The organism is uncultured Tenacibaculum sp., from assembly GCF_947495995.1.
In the GTDB taxonomy this organism is placed as follows: Bacteria; Bacteroidota; Bacteroidia; order Flavobacteriales; family Flavobacteriaceae; genus Polaribacter.
In genome coordinates this window covers 821,747-837,486 of the sequence record NZ_CANMAX010000002.1, presented here as the reverse complement: position 1 = coordinate 837,486, position 15,740 = coordinate 821,747, and the positions used below count along the sequence as shown (strand labels likewise).

The window sequence follows — 15,740 nt, the reverse complement described above, 5'->3', positions numbered from 1 at the left end:
TGAGGTGATATGTAAAATATTTGCTTTCACTGGGATAAATGTACTATTAATTTTTAAATAAAAAAATGCAGTCAATTTTATGACTGCAAAACATAGATAGATTTCTTGTTAATTTTAAAATCTGAACACCTTAAAAGTATTGATGTGTTAAATTATATTGTTTTTAGTTATGAAATTTGTAATTCTATATCGTTTTAGATTTGAGTAAATTTTAGATATGATAAAAATGATTTTTTACTCACTTTTTTTGAAATTCCATTCATTTTTGATGTAATGAAGCGCTTCAATTAATGCTTTTTTACTTGATTTCGGATTAAAATTTAATTCTTGTTTCGCTTTAGAAATATCATAATCTTGTTTCAATCCATAGAACATATCAATATATTCTTTTTGTAATAAAGGTTCTTTTCCTGTTACAGAGCTACCAATTTTCATGAAGAAAGCAATAATGTATAAAAGTACTTTAGGAATTTTTGGAGGAGTTTTTAAGTTTAATTCTGGAAACTCATTGGCTGCAATACTAACACTTTCTTGTATAGAAGTATGTTTCTCATTTGCTAAAATATAACGTTCACCATCTTTTCCTTTTTTCATTGCAGCATAAGCACCTTTAGCTACGTCTTTAACATCTATCCAATTTAGTGTGATATTGGTATCGGCAACCATTTCACCATTTAAAATTTGTTTTACCAAACGATTAGAATAACTTAAATGATGTGCTTTATTCCCAATCATTGCAGCAGGAAGAATTAGAACAGTTCTTATATTGTATTTTTTCCCTAGTTGTAAAGCTAATTTATCAGAATCGTTTTTAGAATTGTAATACCAGTTTCTTCTATCCAAATTATAGCCATTTATTTCTTTAGCAGGAAGTTTGTTAAAGTTTAGAGCTGCTACAGAACTTACATAAACTATATTTTTGATCTCAGTTTCATTGGCGGCTTCAAAGAGTTTTCTAGTACCTTCAACATTATTTTCGTAAATATCCTTTTTAGGATTCTTGGACCACATTTTAAATGAAGCAGCGACAGCGTAAATATTATGAACTTTTTTAAAAGCTGTAAGCATTGAGCTTTTATCAGTAATATCTAGCTGCATTGTTTCACAACCTAATTCAATGAGAATTTGTTTGTTTTTAGGATTACGATAGGTTGCTATTACATGTTCACCTTTATCAATTAATAGTTTACATAAGTTATAGCCTAAATGACCATTAGCACCAGTAACTAAAGAGATTTCTTTCATATTATTAAAACTTTTAATCAAAATTGAAGTTTTAATTTCTCGAAAAAAATGACAAATGTTAGAAAGCTTGTTTTCTAATCCTGCTTAATGAAGAAGGCTCTATGCCTAAGTATGAAGATAAATCAACTACAGGAACTTCTTGTAGGAGAATAGGGGAGTTCTTTAATAGTTTTAAGTATCGTTGTTTGGCATTTAAAGTTTGAAAATCGTTTAAACGTTCCATTTTACAAGATAATGAAGCCTGCAAAATTTTATTGATAGCAATTTGAAAAGAGTTAGATTCTTTTTGAAGATTGTAAAATGCTTCTTGATTTATTTTATAAACTTCAATGTCTGTTATGGCTTGATAACTTTCGGAAGAAATTTCATTAATTATGAAGTTATCAAAATCTGTAAAAAAATGAAACGGCTCTATAAGATGTTTTACAATTACTTTTCCATCATCATTGGTAAAGCCTTTTACAAGTCCAGATTGTAAAAAATAAATATAATTTACTCGTTGTTGAGCAGTTAAAATAAAATCACGTTTATTAAATTTTTCATAAATGAAACTTTTTTCAATAGTTTGTGTTTCATAATTACTTAATTTTGCAAAACTATTTATAGCTTTTATTAGCTGTATCATTTATAGATTTAAATTAATTACTACTAAAAAAACCGCAATTTTTAATTGCGGTTTTTTGATATTTTAAAGTAAGATTAGTTTTTAGCTTTATTCTTAAACTGATTAAACTTACTATCTTTTTTCTTAGGCCAGCTGTTATTTGAAGTATCAACATCAGCAGTTTCTAAATCTGGATCTACAACAATACTTTTAATTTCTTTACTTGAAGTAAATACTCTGTATACTTTGTTGTCATTTCTTCTCCAAATCTGTGCAGGAAATTGCTCACGTTTTTTAGTACCATCAGCATAAGTTAATTCAACAATAATTGGCATAACTAGTCCTCCTGGCTTTTCAAATTCAACTTGATAAACATAGTTAGGAAGCTCTTTTAATTTAGCTTTCTTATCAGCTGGTAAACTATTTACATATGCAGTTACATCAGCAGCGTTAGCATCTTCTTTCTTATCAGTTAAGTAAACAAGTTTTCCAAGTGACTCAAAATAAGCTTTTGCTCTTGGGTTTGTTTTAATTAATTCTTTTACACGATTACTTTGCTTATCAGTAACGAATAAAGGCTTTACTTCTTTAATTCCTATGTCACAGTAATCTGTAGTGTAGAACCAACCTCTCCAGAACCAGTCTAAATCCATACCAGAAGCATCTTCCATTGTTCTAAAGAAATCTGCAGGAGTTGGGTGTTTAAACATCCAACGTTGAGAATAAGTTCTAAATGCAAAGTCAAATAACTCAGGTCCCATAATAGTTTGTCTTAACATATATAATCCAGCTGCTGGTTTTGTATATGCGTTTGGTCCGAAGTTTTTAACGTAATCTCCTTGAGACATAATTGGAGATAAGTTTTCTTGATCGTAACTCATGTAACGAACAATATCTTTTGGTAAATTGTTAGTATTAAAGTTTGGATCGTAATCTAACTCAGCTAAAATTTCAACAAAAGAGTTAATTCCTTCATCCATCCAAGTCCACTGACGCTCATCAGAGTTAACAATCATAGGGAAGAAGTTGTGTCCTACCTCGTGAGTAATTACACCAATCATTCCATTTTTAGTTCTTTCTGAATATGTTCCATCAGGTCTTGGTCTACCGTAGTTGAAACAGATCATTGGATACTCCATACCTTGTCTGTCAGCATGAACAGAAATTGCTTTAGAATAAGGATAATCAAAAGTTAATTTAGAATATTCTTCTAAAGTATTTGCAACTACTCTTGTAGAATGCTCTTCCCATAATGGATTTCCTTCTTTAGGATATAAAGAAACAGCCATTACAGTTTTGTTGTTAATTTTTACTGCCATAGCATCCCAGATATATTTTCTTGAAGATGCAAATGCGTAATCACGAACGTTTTTAGCTTTAAAATGCCAAGTTTTAGTTTTATTGGTTCCTTTCTTTTCGTTTTCTTCAGCTTCTGCTTGAGTAACGATTAATACAGGATCTTTAAAAGATTTTCTAGCTTTTTCAAATCTTTTACGTTGCTCTTTAGTAAGAACTTCTTTTTCATTTTGAAGATCTCCTGTAGCATCTACGATATGATCAGCAGGAACAGTAAGCTTTACATCGTAGTCACCAAATTCTAAAGCGAATTCACTACGACCCCAGAATTGCATATTTTGCCATCCTTCTACATTATCGTAAACACATAATCTTGGGAAGAATTGAGCAATTGTATAAGCTTTGTTTCCATCTTTAAATTGTTCGAAACCAGATCTACCACCATCAGTAACAGAGTTATTGATTAAGTAATTCCATTTTACTTTAAAAGTAAAACTAGAACCTGGTGCTAATGGAGTAGGTAAGTTAATTCGCATCATAGTACGATTGATAGTATGTGATAAATCTCTACCATCTTCATACTTTACAGCTTCAATTTTAAATCCAAAATCTTTTTTTGTTCCCATGTTAGTGCTAACAAACTGCTCTGGAGTTTGCCATCCACTAGCACCTCTAGATTCAGCTAAAGGAGTTTTAGAATCAGGAGCACGCATATTTTGGTCTAATTGTAACCATAAGTACTCTAAATTATCTTTAGAATTGTTTTTGTAAGTAATAGTCTCGTCTCCGTATAATTTATTGTTTTTTTCATCTAAACGAAGATTCATTACATAGTCAACTTTTTGTTGCGTGTATTGATGTCCAGGAGCACCAGAAGCCGTTCTTTGCGAATTAGGTGTAGCTAAAACATCTTTTAATTGACGAAACTTATTATTGTCTACATGACCTTTTTGAGGCTTTTTCTCAGCATCTTTACCTTGTTGGGCATATACTGATGAAGTGATAAACATCACAGCAAGTAGTAAAGCAGATAACTTTCTCATTATAAAATATTAGTTGATTTTAGAATAATTTTTGGAAATTAAAGAAATTATATTGGTTAGATAAAATTTGTTATAAAAATTAACAAACTTTTATTAAAAAAGCCGATAGCATTGCTATCGGCTTTTTATTTTATCCTTTGACCTTGTTTTTAAATTTCTGGAATTTTGTTTCCTTTTTTCTTGGCCATCTATTATTTGTAGTATCTACATCTGCTGTTTCTAGATCTGGATCAATTTCTATGTTTTTAACCTCTTTATCAGAAGAGAAAACTTTTACGATTTCATTATCGTTTAATCTCCATATTTGAGCAGGATATTTTTTTCTTTCCTTAGTTCCATCTGCATAAGTAAACTCAACAATTAAAGGCATTACTAAGCCACCTGGTTTGTTGTATGTTATTTCATAGTGATATTTTGATTTAGGATTTTTTCCTTTACCAAAACCTAATCCTTTAGTAGTGTCTTCAATAAAATCGATTGTGTCATCTTTTCCGTCTTGAGTATAGAATTTCTTTACACCTTTAATACCGATGTCAGTAACATCAGTTGTATAGAACCATCCTCTCCAGAACCAATCTAAATCCATTGCAGAAGCATCTTCCATACTTCTAAAGAAATCAGCAGGAGTTGGATGCTTAAATTTCCAACGTTTAGAATATGTTTGGAAAGCATAATCGAATAATTCTGGTCCCATTACAGTATTACGTAAAATATATAATGCTGTTGCAGGTTTACCATAAGCATTGTTACCAAAGCTGTATACATTATCTCCTTTAGACATTATTGGAGCTATTGTAGATTGGTCTCCATCCATATACTTGATAATATTTTTAGGTAATCCTCTTACGATTGGGAAATTCGGATCGTAATCTAGTTCAGCTTGCATTTCCATGAAAGAGTTTAAACCTTCATCCATCCAAGTCCATTTTCTTTCATCAGAATTTACAATCATAGGGAAGAAGTTATGTCCAACTTCGTGAACTGTAACTTTAATCATTAAATATTTAGTTCTATCAGAATACGTTCCATCAGGATTTGGACGACCTGGATTGAAACAAATTTGTGGATATTCCATTCCCATTTGACCATCTACAGAAATCGCTTTATGATAAGGATAATCGAAAGTGTAACGAGAATATGTTTTTAACGTTTGTGCAACTGCTCTTGTAGAATGATCTCCATATAAAGGATTAGCTTCTTTAGAATATAAAGAGTAAGCCATAACGTTTTTACCATTAATATCTACAGCCATAGCATCCCAAATAAACTTTCGAGAAGTTGCAAAAGCATAATCTCTTACATTCTTAGCAGAGAATTTCCAAGTTTTTGTTTTTTTAGATTTACTTTTTTCTGTTTTTTCTGCTTCTTTTTGAGTAACAATTAAAACAGGATTATCGTAAGTTTTTCTAGCTTTAGCTAATCGCTCTTGCTGCTTTTTAGTTAAAACTTCTTTTTCGTTTTGTAAAACACCAGTTGCTCCTAAAACATGATCTGCTGGTACAGTAATATTTACATCAAAATCACCAAATTCTAAAGCAAATTCACTACGTCCCCAGAATTGATCATTTTGCCATCCTTCTACATTATCGTAAACACATAATCTTGGGTAAAACTGAGCAATTACATAATTGTTATTATTGTCTTTTGGAAAATGTTCATAACCAGATCTTCCTCCTTGAGTTCTGTGGTTATTGATATTATACCACCATTTAATATTGAAAGTAAAAGTTCCTCCTGCAGCTAAAGATTGTGGTAAATCAACACGCATCATTGTTCTATTAATGATATAGGGTAATTTACTACCGTCTACATTTGTTACTCCCATAATTTTAAAACCTCCATCAAAAGGTTTTTCAGGATAGAAACGATCAAAATTACGTTTACTTATTTTTTTGGGAACTTTACTCGTCATAATATCTGGAGTCTTAGAATTAGCTGCTCTCATGTTCTGATCTAATTGCACCCATAAATAAGGTAATTCATCTTCAGAGTTATTATGATATACGATTTGTTCACTACCAGTAATTCTTTGCTTTTCATCATCTAAAATGATGTCCATTTTATAATCAACTTGCTGTTGCGTATATTTTTTTCCTGGAGCACCAGAAGCTGTATGTACTTCATTAGGTGTAGCTAAAAGATCTTCTAACTGTTTGAATTTATTTTCGTTAGTATGACCTTTTTGTGTTTTTCTTTGAATGTTTTGACTTTGAATAGATATTGTAAAAGCCATTGAAACAAGAAAAAACGAATAAAAGTATTTTTTCATTTTTTATTTGTGATTTGAATATGTGATGTGATAAAGTTAAAGTTTACTAAGTAGATCGCTAAAAATTTAACAAACCTTTATCATTTTTTTTGGTGAGAAATAAACTTTTTCTAGCACCATTAATTTTAGCTTTTATAAGATTTTGTTGATCTGAGAAGTGTTGAATAAGCACATCATTTTCTATGGCTATACTTTTTACTGAAGAAATATTTTTAATTTCTAAATAGAAATACACAATATTACCATCATATTCTTTTCCTAAAAAATCGTAGGTATATGGCTTATCATTTAATATAACCTTAAAATGTTCTTTTAAATAATTTTTGAAGTGCGTGTCAGCATCTTTAGCTTCAAGTTTAGTGTTTAACTGAAGATCTGTACCAAAATCAGTGTTAATTGCTTTTTCAATATCATCAACAAAAACATTCATAATCATTTCAACAGATTTGTTTTCTGAATTGTATTCAATTTCTGTTAAAGCGATATAATATTTATGAACAGTAAAGGATAAAAAGGAAATCCCAATAAATAGAATTAAAATTTTTTTCATGACTTGTAAATCAGCAAAAGCTGAGCCAAAGTACAGATTTTTTTTAAGTAGAAATACCTATCCTTTTAATTCTTTCAAATAATTAACACTTTTCTCTTTTAAGTTTTCAATTACTTTTAAATGTTCTTCACGTTGAACATTGGTTTTTATTTCATCGTCAATACTATAATTAATAAAGTTGAGAATTTGATCTTCAGGAATATTAATTACCTCTGTAAAATTTTCTTTACCAACAATATTCATAATTCTTTGTGGTAAATGATCGCGAAATATTTCTTGCTTGATACGTTGATCTAATCTTTTTTCTTCTTTAGAAGTAAATAAAGAAAACTTGGCTAAGGTTAAACCTTCAAAAGCTAATATAGGATCTGAAGCCATTTCAGATTCTGTTTTTTTCGTTGCACTAGCTAGCACAATATTATCAGTTACTTTAACATCTTTGAATTTAGTAGCCTTTTTTGATTTTTCAACACCTTCATCTTTTGGAGTCTTTTTTGCATCTGCTGTAAGTCTTTGTACAAGCTCAGTTCTTTTAACTATAATTTCCTCTAAAACACGTTCTTGAATTTCTAAAAGAATATTGATTTTCTTACGACCCATTGTAATTGAAGAGATCTTCATTTTTTGTCCGTAATGTTGTATCGATGTAATTTGAAGAACATCTCCTAATTGTGCATTTATTAAAAAGTGACCTTTAGCATCAGAAAAAGTACCTTCTGCAGAAGTTAAGTTAATCACGTGAGCGTTATCTACAATTCCTAAATTATCTGATATTGTACCATTTATTTCTATTCTTTGTGCATGAAAATAAGTAGATAGTAATATAAAAAGTAGTGTAATTTTTTTCATACTTAATTTGTTTTAAAATTGAAATAATTAAACACCATTAAAATACGAAAATTATTACTCTTTTTAGGTTATAAATTCGTGAAATTTATTCTTCATTTATGAGTTTAAGGTAATTTTTATGTTCTTTTATAAAGATATCCATAACCTCTAGCTTTCCACCATTTTTATAAATTTCTTCAATACCTAGCGGTTGACAATAAGAAAGAAAATGATAATACTTCTCTTTGGGTATGCCTAATTTTTTATAAAAAAAGTCTTCTCCTAAATCTTCTTTAATCAATGTAGGGAACTTTTCTTTGTATGCTATTTCTTTCTTTTGTTTATTAGATTTTGTAATACTAGAAAAAGCAGAGAATAATTTAAAAAGACTTACGCCTTCGAAACTTCTTGTAGGATCAGTAACATTTTTTGTGTGTTGTTGTTCTTTTTCAGTTTTTTCATAGTTTTCATTAGCTTCAATCTTAACATTAGAAAAATCTAAAGCACTTTTAGCTTTTACAAGTGCAATATCTTCCATTTTAGGATCAACTGTTTTTTGAAATTTATCAAATAGATTTTCATTGTCGATTTCTACTTCATTAAGCATATAGCTTTTTAGATAAACTTCGATTTCTATTTTTTTATCATTAAGTATTTCTTGAGTTATTAAAATCACTCTTTTATAATGTTGGATTGAAGTAATTTCAATTTTATCATCTAAGGAAACTTCAATGTTGAATTCACCTTTGTCATTAGATATTGTTCCTTTTTCTGAATTTACATTGTAAATATGAGCGTTTTTAACAAAGTCTGTCTGATCATTTAAGATACCAGCTAAAGAAATCGATTCTTGACTTAGAACTGATATACTAATTAGCAGGAGGAGTAGTGTAGTTGATTTTTGCACGATTTATTTTTCTTTAGATTTTTTAAATAGCTTGACTTGTTTTTGAAGAAATTCAATCATTTCAAACTCACTTTTGTAATACACATTTTTAAAGTCTTTATCGAAATGACAGAAATATAAGAAGTTAGAAACTTCAGTAGAATCTATTTTAAGTTGATTAATAATCATAGGTTTGTATTTATTTTCTACAGCGATCATTCTTTTTTCATTTTCAAGTAGTTCTCTTTTTTTCTTTAGTAATTTTAACCTACCAGAAAGTGTATTTATAATCAAGTCTAAAGGAATTAATCCTCCACTAGTAGAAGCAGTGTATATTTCACGATCTATTTGTGAAAGTTTTTTTGGAAAAGGATTAAAGCCCAGATTTTCCATTACAGTTTGTTTATCACTTTTTTTAACTTCTTTAGCATCTGATCCAAGATTACCTGTTAAATACGTCTTTTTTACTTCAACTTCTTCTAAAATATATTCTTTGAGATTTAATTCTAAGTCAAGTTTTTTGGTTTTAATATTTATGCCTGCTACAACAACATTTAAATCATTATGCTGAATCGAAGTAATTTTAATTTCATCACCCAGTTTAGCTGGAATCGTATAGTTTCCGTTAATATTAGTAAAAGTTCCTTGTTTTGATGTGATATTAATCACGTGAGCATCTACAACTTTTCCGAGTTTATCGGAAAGTGTACCAGAAATCTCTATTCTTTTGTTTTGAGAATATGATAACAGAGAAGATAGTAAAGTGAGATAAAGTAATAGTTTTTGCATATAATTAGTTGATATGCAAATAAAACAACTAAACTTCTTAAAAAGTTTTAACGACTCTGTAAATATATGTTAAATAGTAATAGTTGATTAATCCGTTATTTTAGACTTATTCTCTTTTTGTATGATGTTAAATAATTGTGCTTGATTTTTTAGAAACTGAATCAGTTCTAAGTTTCCTTTTTTATAAGCCTCAGTAAAGTTGTCATCAAAATGAGCAAAGTATAAAAATCGAGAAATTTTAGTAGAATCCACTTTCAACTCATTTACAATGTAGTCTTTATATGTAACTTTTAGTTGTTTTAACTTGCTATCATTATCTAAAAGTTCTTTTTGTTTTTCTAATCTATCAATTCTTCCAGAAGCAGAGTTTATAATGTAATCTAAAGAAGCTACAACACCCAAACCATATTGAATTCCTCCAGCATATGCTGTTTTAATTTCTCTTTCAATTTTAGTTAATCTTTTGGGATACGGATTAAAACCTAGATTTTCCATCACAGCTTGTTTATCACTCTTTTTAATTTCCTTTGAATCTGTTCCAAGATTACCACTTAAATATGTTTTTTTTACTTCGACTTCTTCTAAAACATATTCTTTTAAGTTTAGTACCAAGTCAAGTTTTTTAGTTTTAATACTTATACCAGCAACAACAACATTTAAATCGTGATGTTGAATAGAAGTAATTTTGATTTCATCGCCTAGTTTAGCTGGAATGGTATATTCTCCATTAATATTAGTAAAAGTTCCTTGTTTTGAAGTGATATTAATTACGTGTGCGTCTACTACTTTTCCAAGTTTATCTGAAAGCGTCCCCGTAATTTCTATCCTTTTATTTTGTGAATTGGATAGAAGTGAGCATGATAAAATAAGATATAGTAATAGTTTTTGCATAGAATCAATTGATTTACAAAGTAAAGACTATACTTCTTAAAAAGTTTTAATGAGTGTGTAAATATTTGTTAAATAAAAAAACTCGCCTAAAGCGAGTTTTTTGTCAAAAAATTAATCGTATAGTTAATTTTATTTTTTTCTGAAGGTTAAAATACGTTTTTCCTTTGTAGTATCACTTGAAATACCATCATCATAACTGAAATCTATATTTACTTCTAATTTTAATTCATCATCAGATAAGTTCAATATTTTTAAAATGTCAGATTCTGTGTTTTGATTTGGAGTAGTATCATTAACCACAATAGTATTACCTTGTAAAGACCAACTTAATGTGTCACCACCATGTATTGTATAAGTATCAGTTTCTTCACTGTTATTAACACCTACGGTAGTACTTACTTTAACTTCTGTATACTCACCTGATGAATCAAGTTCTTGAGGGTTAGTTTTAAACTCAATTTCAAAATTGTAATCTCTACCAGATGATGTATATTCTACTTCAGTAGTTTGGTTTTGAGTAACTGTCGTAGTTTTACCAGTACTTGCAAAAGAGATTAATTCCCATTTACCAATTAAATCTTCTTCAGTATAATTTTGAGAATTATCTGAATCATTATCAGAATAAGATTCCGTCTGTTCTAATGTTAAATAAACATCAGTTTTAACTTCAATAACGCTTTGTATTCCTTGAATTGTTTGTTCAATCCTTTCATCAACAACAAATTTTAATTTCATTATTTGATCTTCTAATGAAATTATTTCACCTTCTGTGACTACAGTTTCTTGATTTGTGTTTTCTGAAACAATTCTTAGTTTTCCATTAACAACACTCCAAGTTCCTGAGTTTAATCCTTCAACCGAGTTTGTAGGAATTTCTTGTGTAATACTTTGTCCTGCTAAATCTTGTGTTATTACTGAAGTGTACGAACCTGAAGCTTCAACTTCATTAGGGTTATTTTGGAAATCAAAAGTGAAATTATAATCCTTTCCAATAGCAGAAAAATTTGTAGAGGCACTAAACCCATTCGCAGTGTTAGTTGTAGTTCCTTCAGATTTAAAATCTATTAAGCTCCATTTTCCAGCTATACTATTTTCTTCAGCAGTATTTGTAATGTTTTCTTCGTCATTGTTTGTACAAGAAATAAAAAGTACTGAAATTGTAGCAATTGTAAATAATAGTTTTTTCATATTAAAATTTTAAAGTGGCGCGAATATAGGTTTTTTAATATTTTTGTTTGCAATCAAATACAATAAAATTGAAAAATCTAATTATAGCAAGTACATCAACCGTTCATGGCAGCGGATACTTAGAATATATTTTACCAGAATTATCAACTTTTTTCAAAAATGTAAATACAATTGTATTTATTCCTTACGCGCGTCCAAGCGGAATTTCTTATGATGTTTATACAGCCAAAGCTAGAGAAGCTTTTGAAAAAATAGGAATAACTGTAAAAGGAATACATGAGTTTGATAATCCTGTAGATGCAGTGAAAAATGCTGAAGGAATCTTTACTGGAGGAGGAAATACTTTTGAATTGGTAAATCAATTGTATAAGAATAAAGTAATTAATCCGCTTAAAGAAGCTATTGAAAACGGAACACCTTATTTAGGTACTAGTGCAGGAAGTAATATTTGTGGAATAACCATGATGAATACTAATGATATGCCGATTGTATATCCACCAAGTTTTGATACTATGGGATTAATTCCTTTTAATATTAATGCACATTATTTAGATCCAGATCCAACATCTAAACATATGGGAGAAACTAGAGAAACAAGAATTAAAGAATATCATGTTTTTAATGAAACACCTGTTTTAGGTTTACGTGAAGGAAGTTGGTTACAAGTAACTGACAATCAAATTTTATTAAAAGGAGAACATTCTGCTCGTTTATTTAGAAAAGATGCAGCAGCTATAGAATTAGAGACAGATACTGTAATTAAACAGGAAACATTGATTTAAAAATCGAATAATTTGTAATTTTGTGTTTTATTAACACAAACCTATGCCAGCAATTCAAAATATTAAGGTAGCTGTAGATGCAGTTGTTTTCGGATACGAAGCCAAAAAAATTTCGGTTTTATTAATAAAAAGAGGAGTAGCACCTTTTAAAGATTCTTGGGCATTACCAGGTGGATTGGTTATGGATGATGAATCTTTAGAAGACGCTGTAAAACGTGAATTAAAAGAAGAAACCGGAGTTAAATTCGATTATCTAGAACAACTGTATTCCTTTGGAAAGCCTGGTAGAGATCCTAGAAATAGAGTAGTATCTATCACATATTTTGGATTAGTACGTCCTAATCACTTCACTATTAAAGCAGACACAGATGCCAATGATGTACAATGGTTTTCATTAGATGATTTACCAGAATTAGCTTTCGATCATCAAACGATTTTAGATATGGCTAAAGATCGTTTAAAAGCTAAATTGCAATATCAACCTATAGGTTTTGATCTATTAAATAAAGAATTTCCGTTTTCAGACTTAGAAAACTTATACACTACAATTTTAGAACATAAGATTGATCGTAGAAACTTCAGAAAAAAAATATTGAGTTTTGAAATTGTAGAAGAAACTGATAAAATTCATCAGCAAGGTAGCGGTAGACCTGCCAAACTCTTCAAGTTTAATAAGAAGAAATACGATCAATTAGTACAGGAAGGATTCCACTTTGAAATTAAGATAGTGTAATTTTTACACAAATTATTTTGTCAGTTTGTTTTTATGTTTTAGTTTTGCGTAAAAATAACACAAAAATGATTTTCAATTTAGATTCAACATTTGAACCATTAGGAGGTAACCAAGTAACATTTAAATCGTTCACTTTTTCTGGAGGAGAACCTCATATTAAAATATCGTCCGATTTAACCAATGTTGAAAAAGTTACGATAACAACTAGAGTTACTTCTTTTAATGATATGGGATTGTTATTGTGTACAGTTGATGCTGTTAAAAGATGTGGAGTAAAAATAATCGATCTTTTTATTCCATATTTTCCAGGAGCAAGACAAGATAGAGTTATGATACCTGGAGAACCATTAACGGTAAAAGTGTATGCGGATTTGTTAAATAGTTTGAAATTAAATGAGATTACTGTTTTTGATCCACATTCTGAAGTTACTCCAGCAGTTTTAAATGATTGCAAAGTGGTAACTAATTATAAGTTCATTGAAAAAGTAATTGAAAAAATTGGATCAGAAGTGTTATTAATTTCTCCTGACGGAGGAGCTTTGAAAAAGATATATAAAGTGTCGGAATATTTAGGGGGAATTGCTGTGGTAGAATGTTCGAAAAAGAGAAATGTAACAAACGGAAAACTGGAAGGTTTTAAAGTTTACGAAGAAGATCTAAGTGGGAAGAATTGCTTAATTGTAGATGATATTTGTGATGGTGGAGGAACTTTCATGGGATTAGCAGATGAATTGAAAAAGAAAAATGCAGGTGATTTATACTTAGCTGTAAGTCACGGAATTTTTAGTAAAGGAGTAGAACATTTAAAAGAAAAGTTTACAAAAGTGTTTACAACAGATAGTTTTAAAGATGTTGAAGACGTTCAGCAGATAAAATTAGTAGAGATTCTGTAGTTATTCAAGAACCTAAAGATGAAACTAATTATATAACGTCATCACGAGGATACAAAGACGAAGTGATCTTTTAATTAATTAACTGATTGCTTCAATTCACTGAGTTACTTTCGCAATGTCAAAAAAATAAATTAAAAATGAAACTGAAATTAAAAAATTATAAAGAACAATTGAATGAATGGCCAGAATCAGGTCATCATATCATGGCTCAATACGATGAAGAAAAAGTAATTGTATATCAGTCATACAGACCAGCGATCGGGAATTTTGCTGTGAGAAACCAATTTTTTGGAGGTCCGTTCAAGTATACAAGAATGACTTGGATTAAACCAAACTTTCTATGGATGATGTATAGAAATGGTTGGGGAACAAAAGAAGGTCAAGAAGTTGTTTTAGCAATTCATTTAAAAAGAACAGCTTTTGAACGCTATTTGAGTCAGGCTGTGTATTCGAGTTATCAATCGCATTTATACGAAAATGAAGAAGCTTGGAAGGAAGAAGTTCAAAATTCAAATATTCGATTACAATGGGATCCAGATCATGATCCGTATGGAGCAAAACTAGAACGTAGAGCGATTCAATTAGGAATCAGAAACGAAGAAATAGTAAAATTTGGTAAAGAAGATATTATTGAAATAGAAGACATATCAGCATATGTAAATCAACAATATCAATTCGTATTAAACAAAAAATTAGATGCCTTAGAGCTTCCAGAAGAAAAACCATATTTGAGTTTTAATGATGAAGTGAATCAGTTTTTGAAAATCAATTAAATCAAAAACAAAGACTTAGGTAGAAAGAATAAATAAAGAAGAAATGAAAAAGTCAACACGAAAACTAAAAGCAGAACAGACTATTGAAATCATAGAAAAAGGATATTACACTATGCCTTTAGGTGAAAAAATAGATCTAAAAGAAGAAATTAATAATTGTATAGATAATACTGAATTGTATTTGTCTGAAGATTTAGATTATTTAAAAAGAAATTTAAAATTAGAAAATAATCAAAATACTGTATTTGAAGTAACACATGAAGATTCTGTTAGTGCTATACATAGAATAAATCAAGAAGAAGAAGGAAAAGTTATGTGTTTAAATTTTGCTTCAGCAAAGAATCCTGGAGGAGGTTTTTTAAACGGAGCTTTAGCACAAGAAGAAAGTTTAGCAGTTTCATCAGCGTTGTATGGAAGTCAAATGAGTGCTTACGATTTTTATGATACACATAGAAGTATGAAATCTTGTATATACACTGATGCAATGATTCATAGTCCAAATGTGCCAGTTTTTAGAGATAGAAGAGGAGAATTGGTAGCTGATTATTCAGTATGTGGATTTGTAACTTCAGCGGCTGTTAATTATGGTGTGGTTAAGCGTAAAGAACTACATTTAGTTGACAAGGTTAATGAAATAATGAATACAAGGATTGAAAAACTATTGAGTTTATGTGTCGAAAAGAAGTATAACACTTTGATTTTAGGTGCTTGGGGATGTGGAGTTTTTCAGAATGATCCTAATGATATAGCAAAGTTGTTTAAATCGCATTTTGAAAATAAGTTTAAAAATCAATTTAAAAGAGTAGTCTTTGCGATCTACTCAAAAAATGAAAAGTTTATAGAAGCATTTCGAAAAGAGTTTGATTAAATGATCTTTATTCCGTCATCACGAGGAAGGATGACGAAGTGATCTTTTAATTAGAGTTTTTAAATGAATAGATTGCTTCACTCCACAGAGCTCCGTTCGCAA

Annotated in this window: 15 protein-coding genes; 5 read left to right on the top strand and 10 right to left on the bottom strand. The window is 29.5% G+C overall.

Annotated features, from left to right (window positions below; genetic code table 11):
• Positions 1–234: 234 nt before the first annotated feature.
• From Q1A15_RS09040 to Q1A15_RS08995, 10 genes are all read right to left on the bottom strand, one after another.
• Positions 235–1,245, bottom strand: a complete 1,011-nt coding sequence (locus Q1A15_RS09040) for an NAD-dependent epimerase/dehydratase family protein (RefSeq protein ID WP_299622077.1) — start codon at positions 1,243–1,245, stop codon at positions 235–237.
• Between the two features lie 58 nt (positions 1,246–1,303).
• Positions 1,304–1,870, bottom strand: a complete 567-nt coding sequence (locus tag Q1A15_RS09035) for a Crp/Fnr family transcriptional regulator (RefSeq protein ID WP_299622074.1) — start codon at positions 1,868–1,870, stop codon at positions 1,304–1,306.
• A 74-nt stretch (positions 1,871–1,944) separates the two neighbouring features.
• On the bottom strand, positions 1,945–4,188 hold the full coding sequence (locus tag Q1A15_RS09030; protein WP_299622071.1) for a M1 family aminopeptidase: 2,244 nt from the start codon (positions 4,186–4,188) through the stop codon (positions 1,945–1,947).
• Between the two features lie 130 nt (positions 4,189–4,318).
• Complete coding sequence (locus tag Q1A15_RS09025; RefSeq protein ID WP_299622068.1) at positions 4,319–6,457, bottom strand: M1 family metallopeptidase; 2,139 nt, start codon at positions 6,455–6,457, stop codon at positions 4,319–4,321.
• Between the two features lie 58 nt (positions 6,458–6,515).
• On the bottom strand, positions 6,516–7,007 hold the full coding sequence (locus Q1A15_RS09020; RefSeq protein ID WP_299622065.1) for a DUF6702 family protein: 492 nt from the start codon (positions 7,005–7,007) through the stop codon (positions 6,516–6,518).
• A gap of 57 nt (positions 7,008–7,064) precedes the next feature.
• The gene (locus Q1A15_RS09015) at positions 7,065–7,856 is read right to left on the bottom strand and encodes a hypothetical protein (protein WP_299622062.1); all 792 of its coding nucleotides are present in this window, start codon (positions 7,854–7,856) and stop codon (positions 7,065–7,067) included.
• Positions 7,857–7,941: 85 nt separating this feature from the next.
• A complete protein-coding gene (locus Q1A15_RS09010) occupies positions 7,942–8,742 on the bottom strand; it encodes a hypothetical protein (protein WP_299622059.1) in 801 nt (266 codons plus the stop codon).
• 3 nt (positions 8,743–8,745) lie between these two features.
• Complete coding sequence (locus Q1A15_RS09005; RefSeq protein WP_299622054.1) at positions 8,746–9,510, bottom strand: hypothetical protein; 765 nt, start codon at positions 9,508–9,510, stop codon at positions 8,746–8,748.
• Between the two features lie 87 nt (positions 9,511–9,597).
• Complete coding sequence (locus Q1A15_RS09000; protein ID WP_299622049.1) at positions 9,598–10,401, bottom strand: hypothetical protein; 804 nt, start codon at positions 10,399–10,401, stop codon at positions 9,598–9,600.
• A gap of 129 nt (positions 10,402–10,530) precedes the next feature.
• Positions 10,531–11,589: a hypothetical protein gene (locus tag Q1A15_RS08995; RefSeq protein ID WP_299622046.1), complete on the bottom strand. Its 1,059-nt coding sequence runs from the start codon at positions 11,587–11,589 to the stop codon at positions 10,531–10,533.
• 68 nt (positions 11,590–11,657) lie between these two features.
• On the opposite strand from Q1A15_RS08995, the gene pepE reads away from it, so the two are divergent.
• From pepE to Q1A15_RS08970, 5 genes are all read left to right on the top strand, one after another.
• Positions 11,658–12,371, top strand: a complete 714-nt coding sequence (gene pepE / locus Q1A15_RS08990) for a dipeptidase PepE (RefSeq protein WP_299622042.1) — start codon at positions 11,658–11,660, stop codon at positions 12,369–12,371.
• Between the two features lie 43 nt (positions 12,372–12,414).
• A complete protein-coding gene (locus Q1A15_RS08985) occupies positions 12,415–13,104 on the top strand; it encodes an NUDIX domain-containing protein (protein WP_299622039.1) in 690 nt (229 codons plus the stop codon).
• Positions 13,105–13,169: 65 nt separating this feature from the next.
• Entirely contained in the window at positions 13,170–13,997 is an 828-nt protein-coding gene (gene prs / locus Q1A15_RS08980; protein ID WP_299622036.1) for a ribose-phosphate diphosphokinase, read from the top strand.
• A 137-nt stretch (positions 13,998–14,134) separates the two neighbouring features.
• Positions 14,135–14,770, top strand: coding sequence for a DUF4291 domain-containing protein (locus Q1A15_RS08975; protein WP_299622033.1), 636 nt, complete (start codon positions 14,135–14,137; stop codon positions 14,768–14,770).
• A 43-nt stretch (positions 14,771–14,813) separates the two neighbouring features.
• On the top strand, positions 14,814–15,638 hold the full coding sequence (locus tag Q1A15_RS08970; RefSeq protein ID WP_299622029.1) for a TIGR02452 family protein: 825 nt from the start codon (positions 14,814–14,816) through the stop codon (positions 15,636–15,638).
• The last annotated feature ends 102 nt before the right edge of the window (positions 15,639–15,740 follow it).

What these genes read in the sequence shown, in the direction of transcription:
- Q1A15_RS09015 (WP_299622062.1), bottom strand. Translation starts at nt 7,856, where the DNA reads ATGAAAAAAATTACACTACTTTTTATATTACTATCTACTTATTTTCAT.
- Q1A15_RS08975 (WP_299622033.1), top strand. Translation starts at nt 14,135, where the DNA reads ATGAAACTGAAATTAAAAAATTATAAAGAACAATTGAATGAATGGCCA.
- Q1A15_RS09000 (WP_299622049.1), bottom strand. Translation starts at nt 10,401, where the DNA reads ATGCAAAAACTATTACTATATCTTATTTTATCATGCTCACTTCTATCC.
- Q1A15_RS09040 (WP_299622077.1), bottom strand. Translation starts at nt 1,245, where the DNA reads ATGAAAGAAATCTCTTTAGTTACTGGTGCTAATGGTCATTTAGGCTAT.
- Q1A15_RS09035 (WP_299622074.1), bottom strand. Translation starts at nt 1,870, where the DNA reads ATGATACAGCTAATAAAAGCTATAAATAGTTTTGCAAAATTAAGTAAT.
- Q1A15_RS09005 (WP_299622054.1), bottom strand. Translation starts at nt 9,510, where the DNA reads ATGCAAAAACTATTACTTTATCTCACTTTACTATCTTCTCTGTTATCA.
- Q1A15_RS09030 (WP_299622071.1), bottom strand. Translation starts at nt 4,188, where the DNA reads ATGAGAAAGTTATCTGCTTTACTACTTGCTGTGATGTTTATCACTTCA.
- Q1A15_RS08985 (WP_299622039.1), top strand. Translation starts at nt 12,415, where the DNA reads ATGCCAGCAATTCAAAATATTAAGGTAGCTGTAGATGCAGTTGTTTTC.
- prs (WP_299622036.1), top strand. Translation starts at nt 13,170, where the DNA reads ATGATTTTCAATTTAGATTCAACATTTGAACCATTAGGAGGTAACCAA.
- Q1A15_RS08970 (WP_299622029.1), top strand. Translation starts at nt 14,814, where the DNA reads ATGAAAAAGTCAACACGAAAACTAAAAGCAGAACAGACTATTGAAATC.
- Q1A15_RS09020 (WP_299622065.1), bottom strand. Translation starts at nt 7,007, where the DNA reads ATGAAAAAAATTTTAATTCTATTTATTGGGATTTCCTTTTTATCCTTT.
- Q1A15_RS08995 (WP_299622046.1), bottom strand. Translation starts at nt 11,589, where the DNA reads ATGAAAAAACTATTATTTACAATTGCTACAATTTCAGTACTTTTTATT.
- Q1A15_RS09025 (WP_299622068.1), bottom strand. Translation starts at nt 6,457, where the DNA reads ATGAAAAAATACTTTTATTCGTTTTTTCTTGTTTCAATGGCTTTTACA.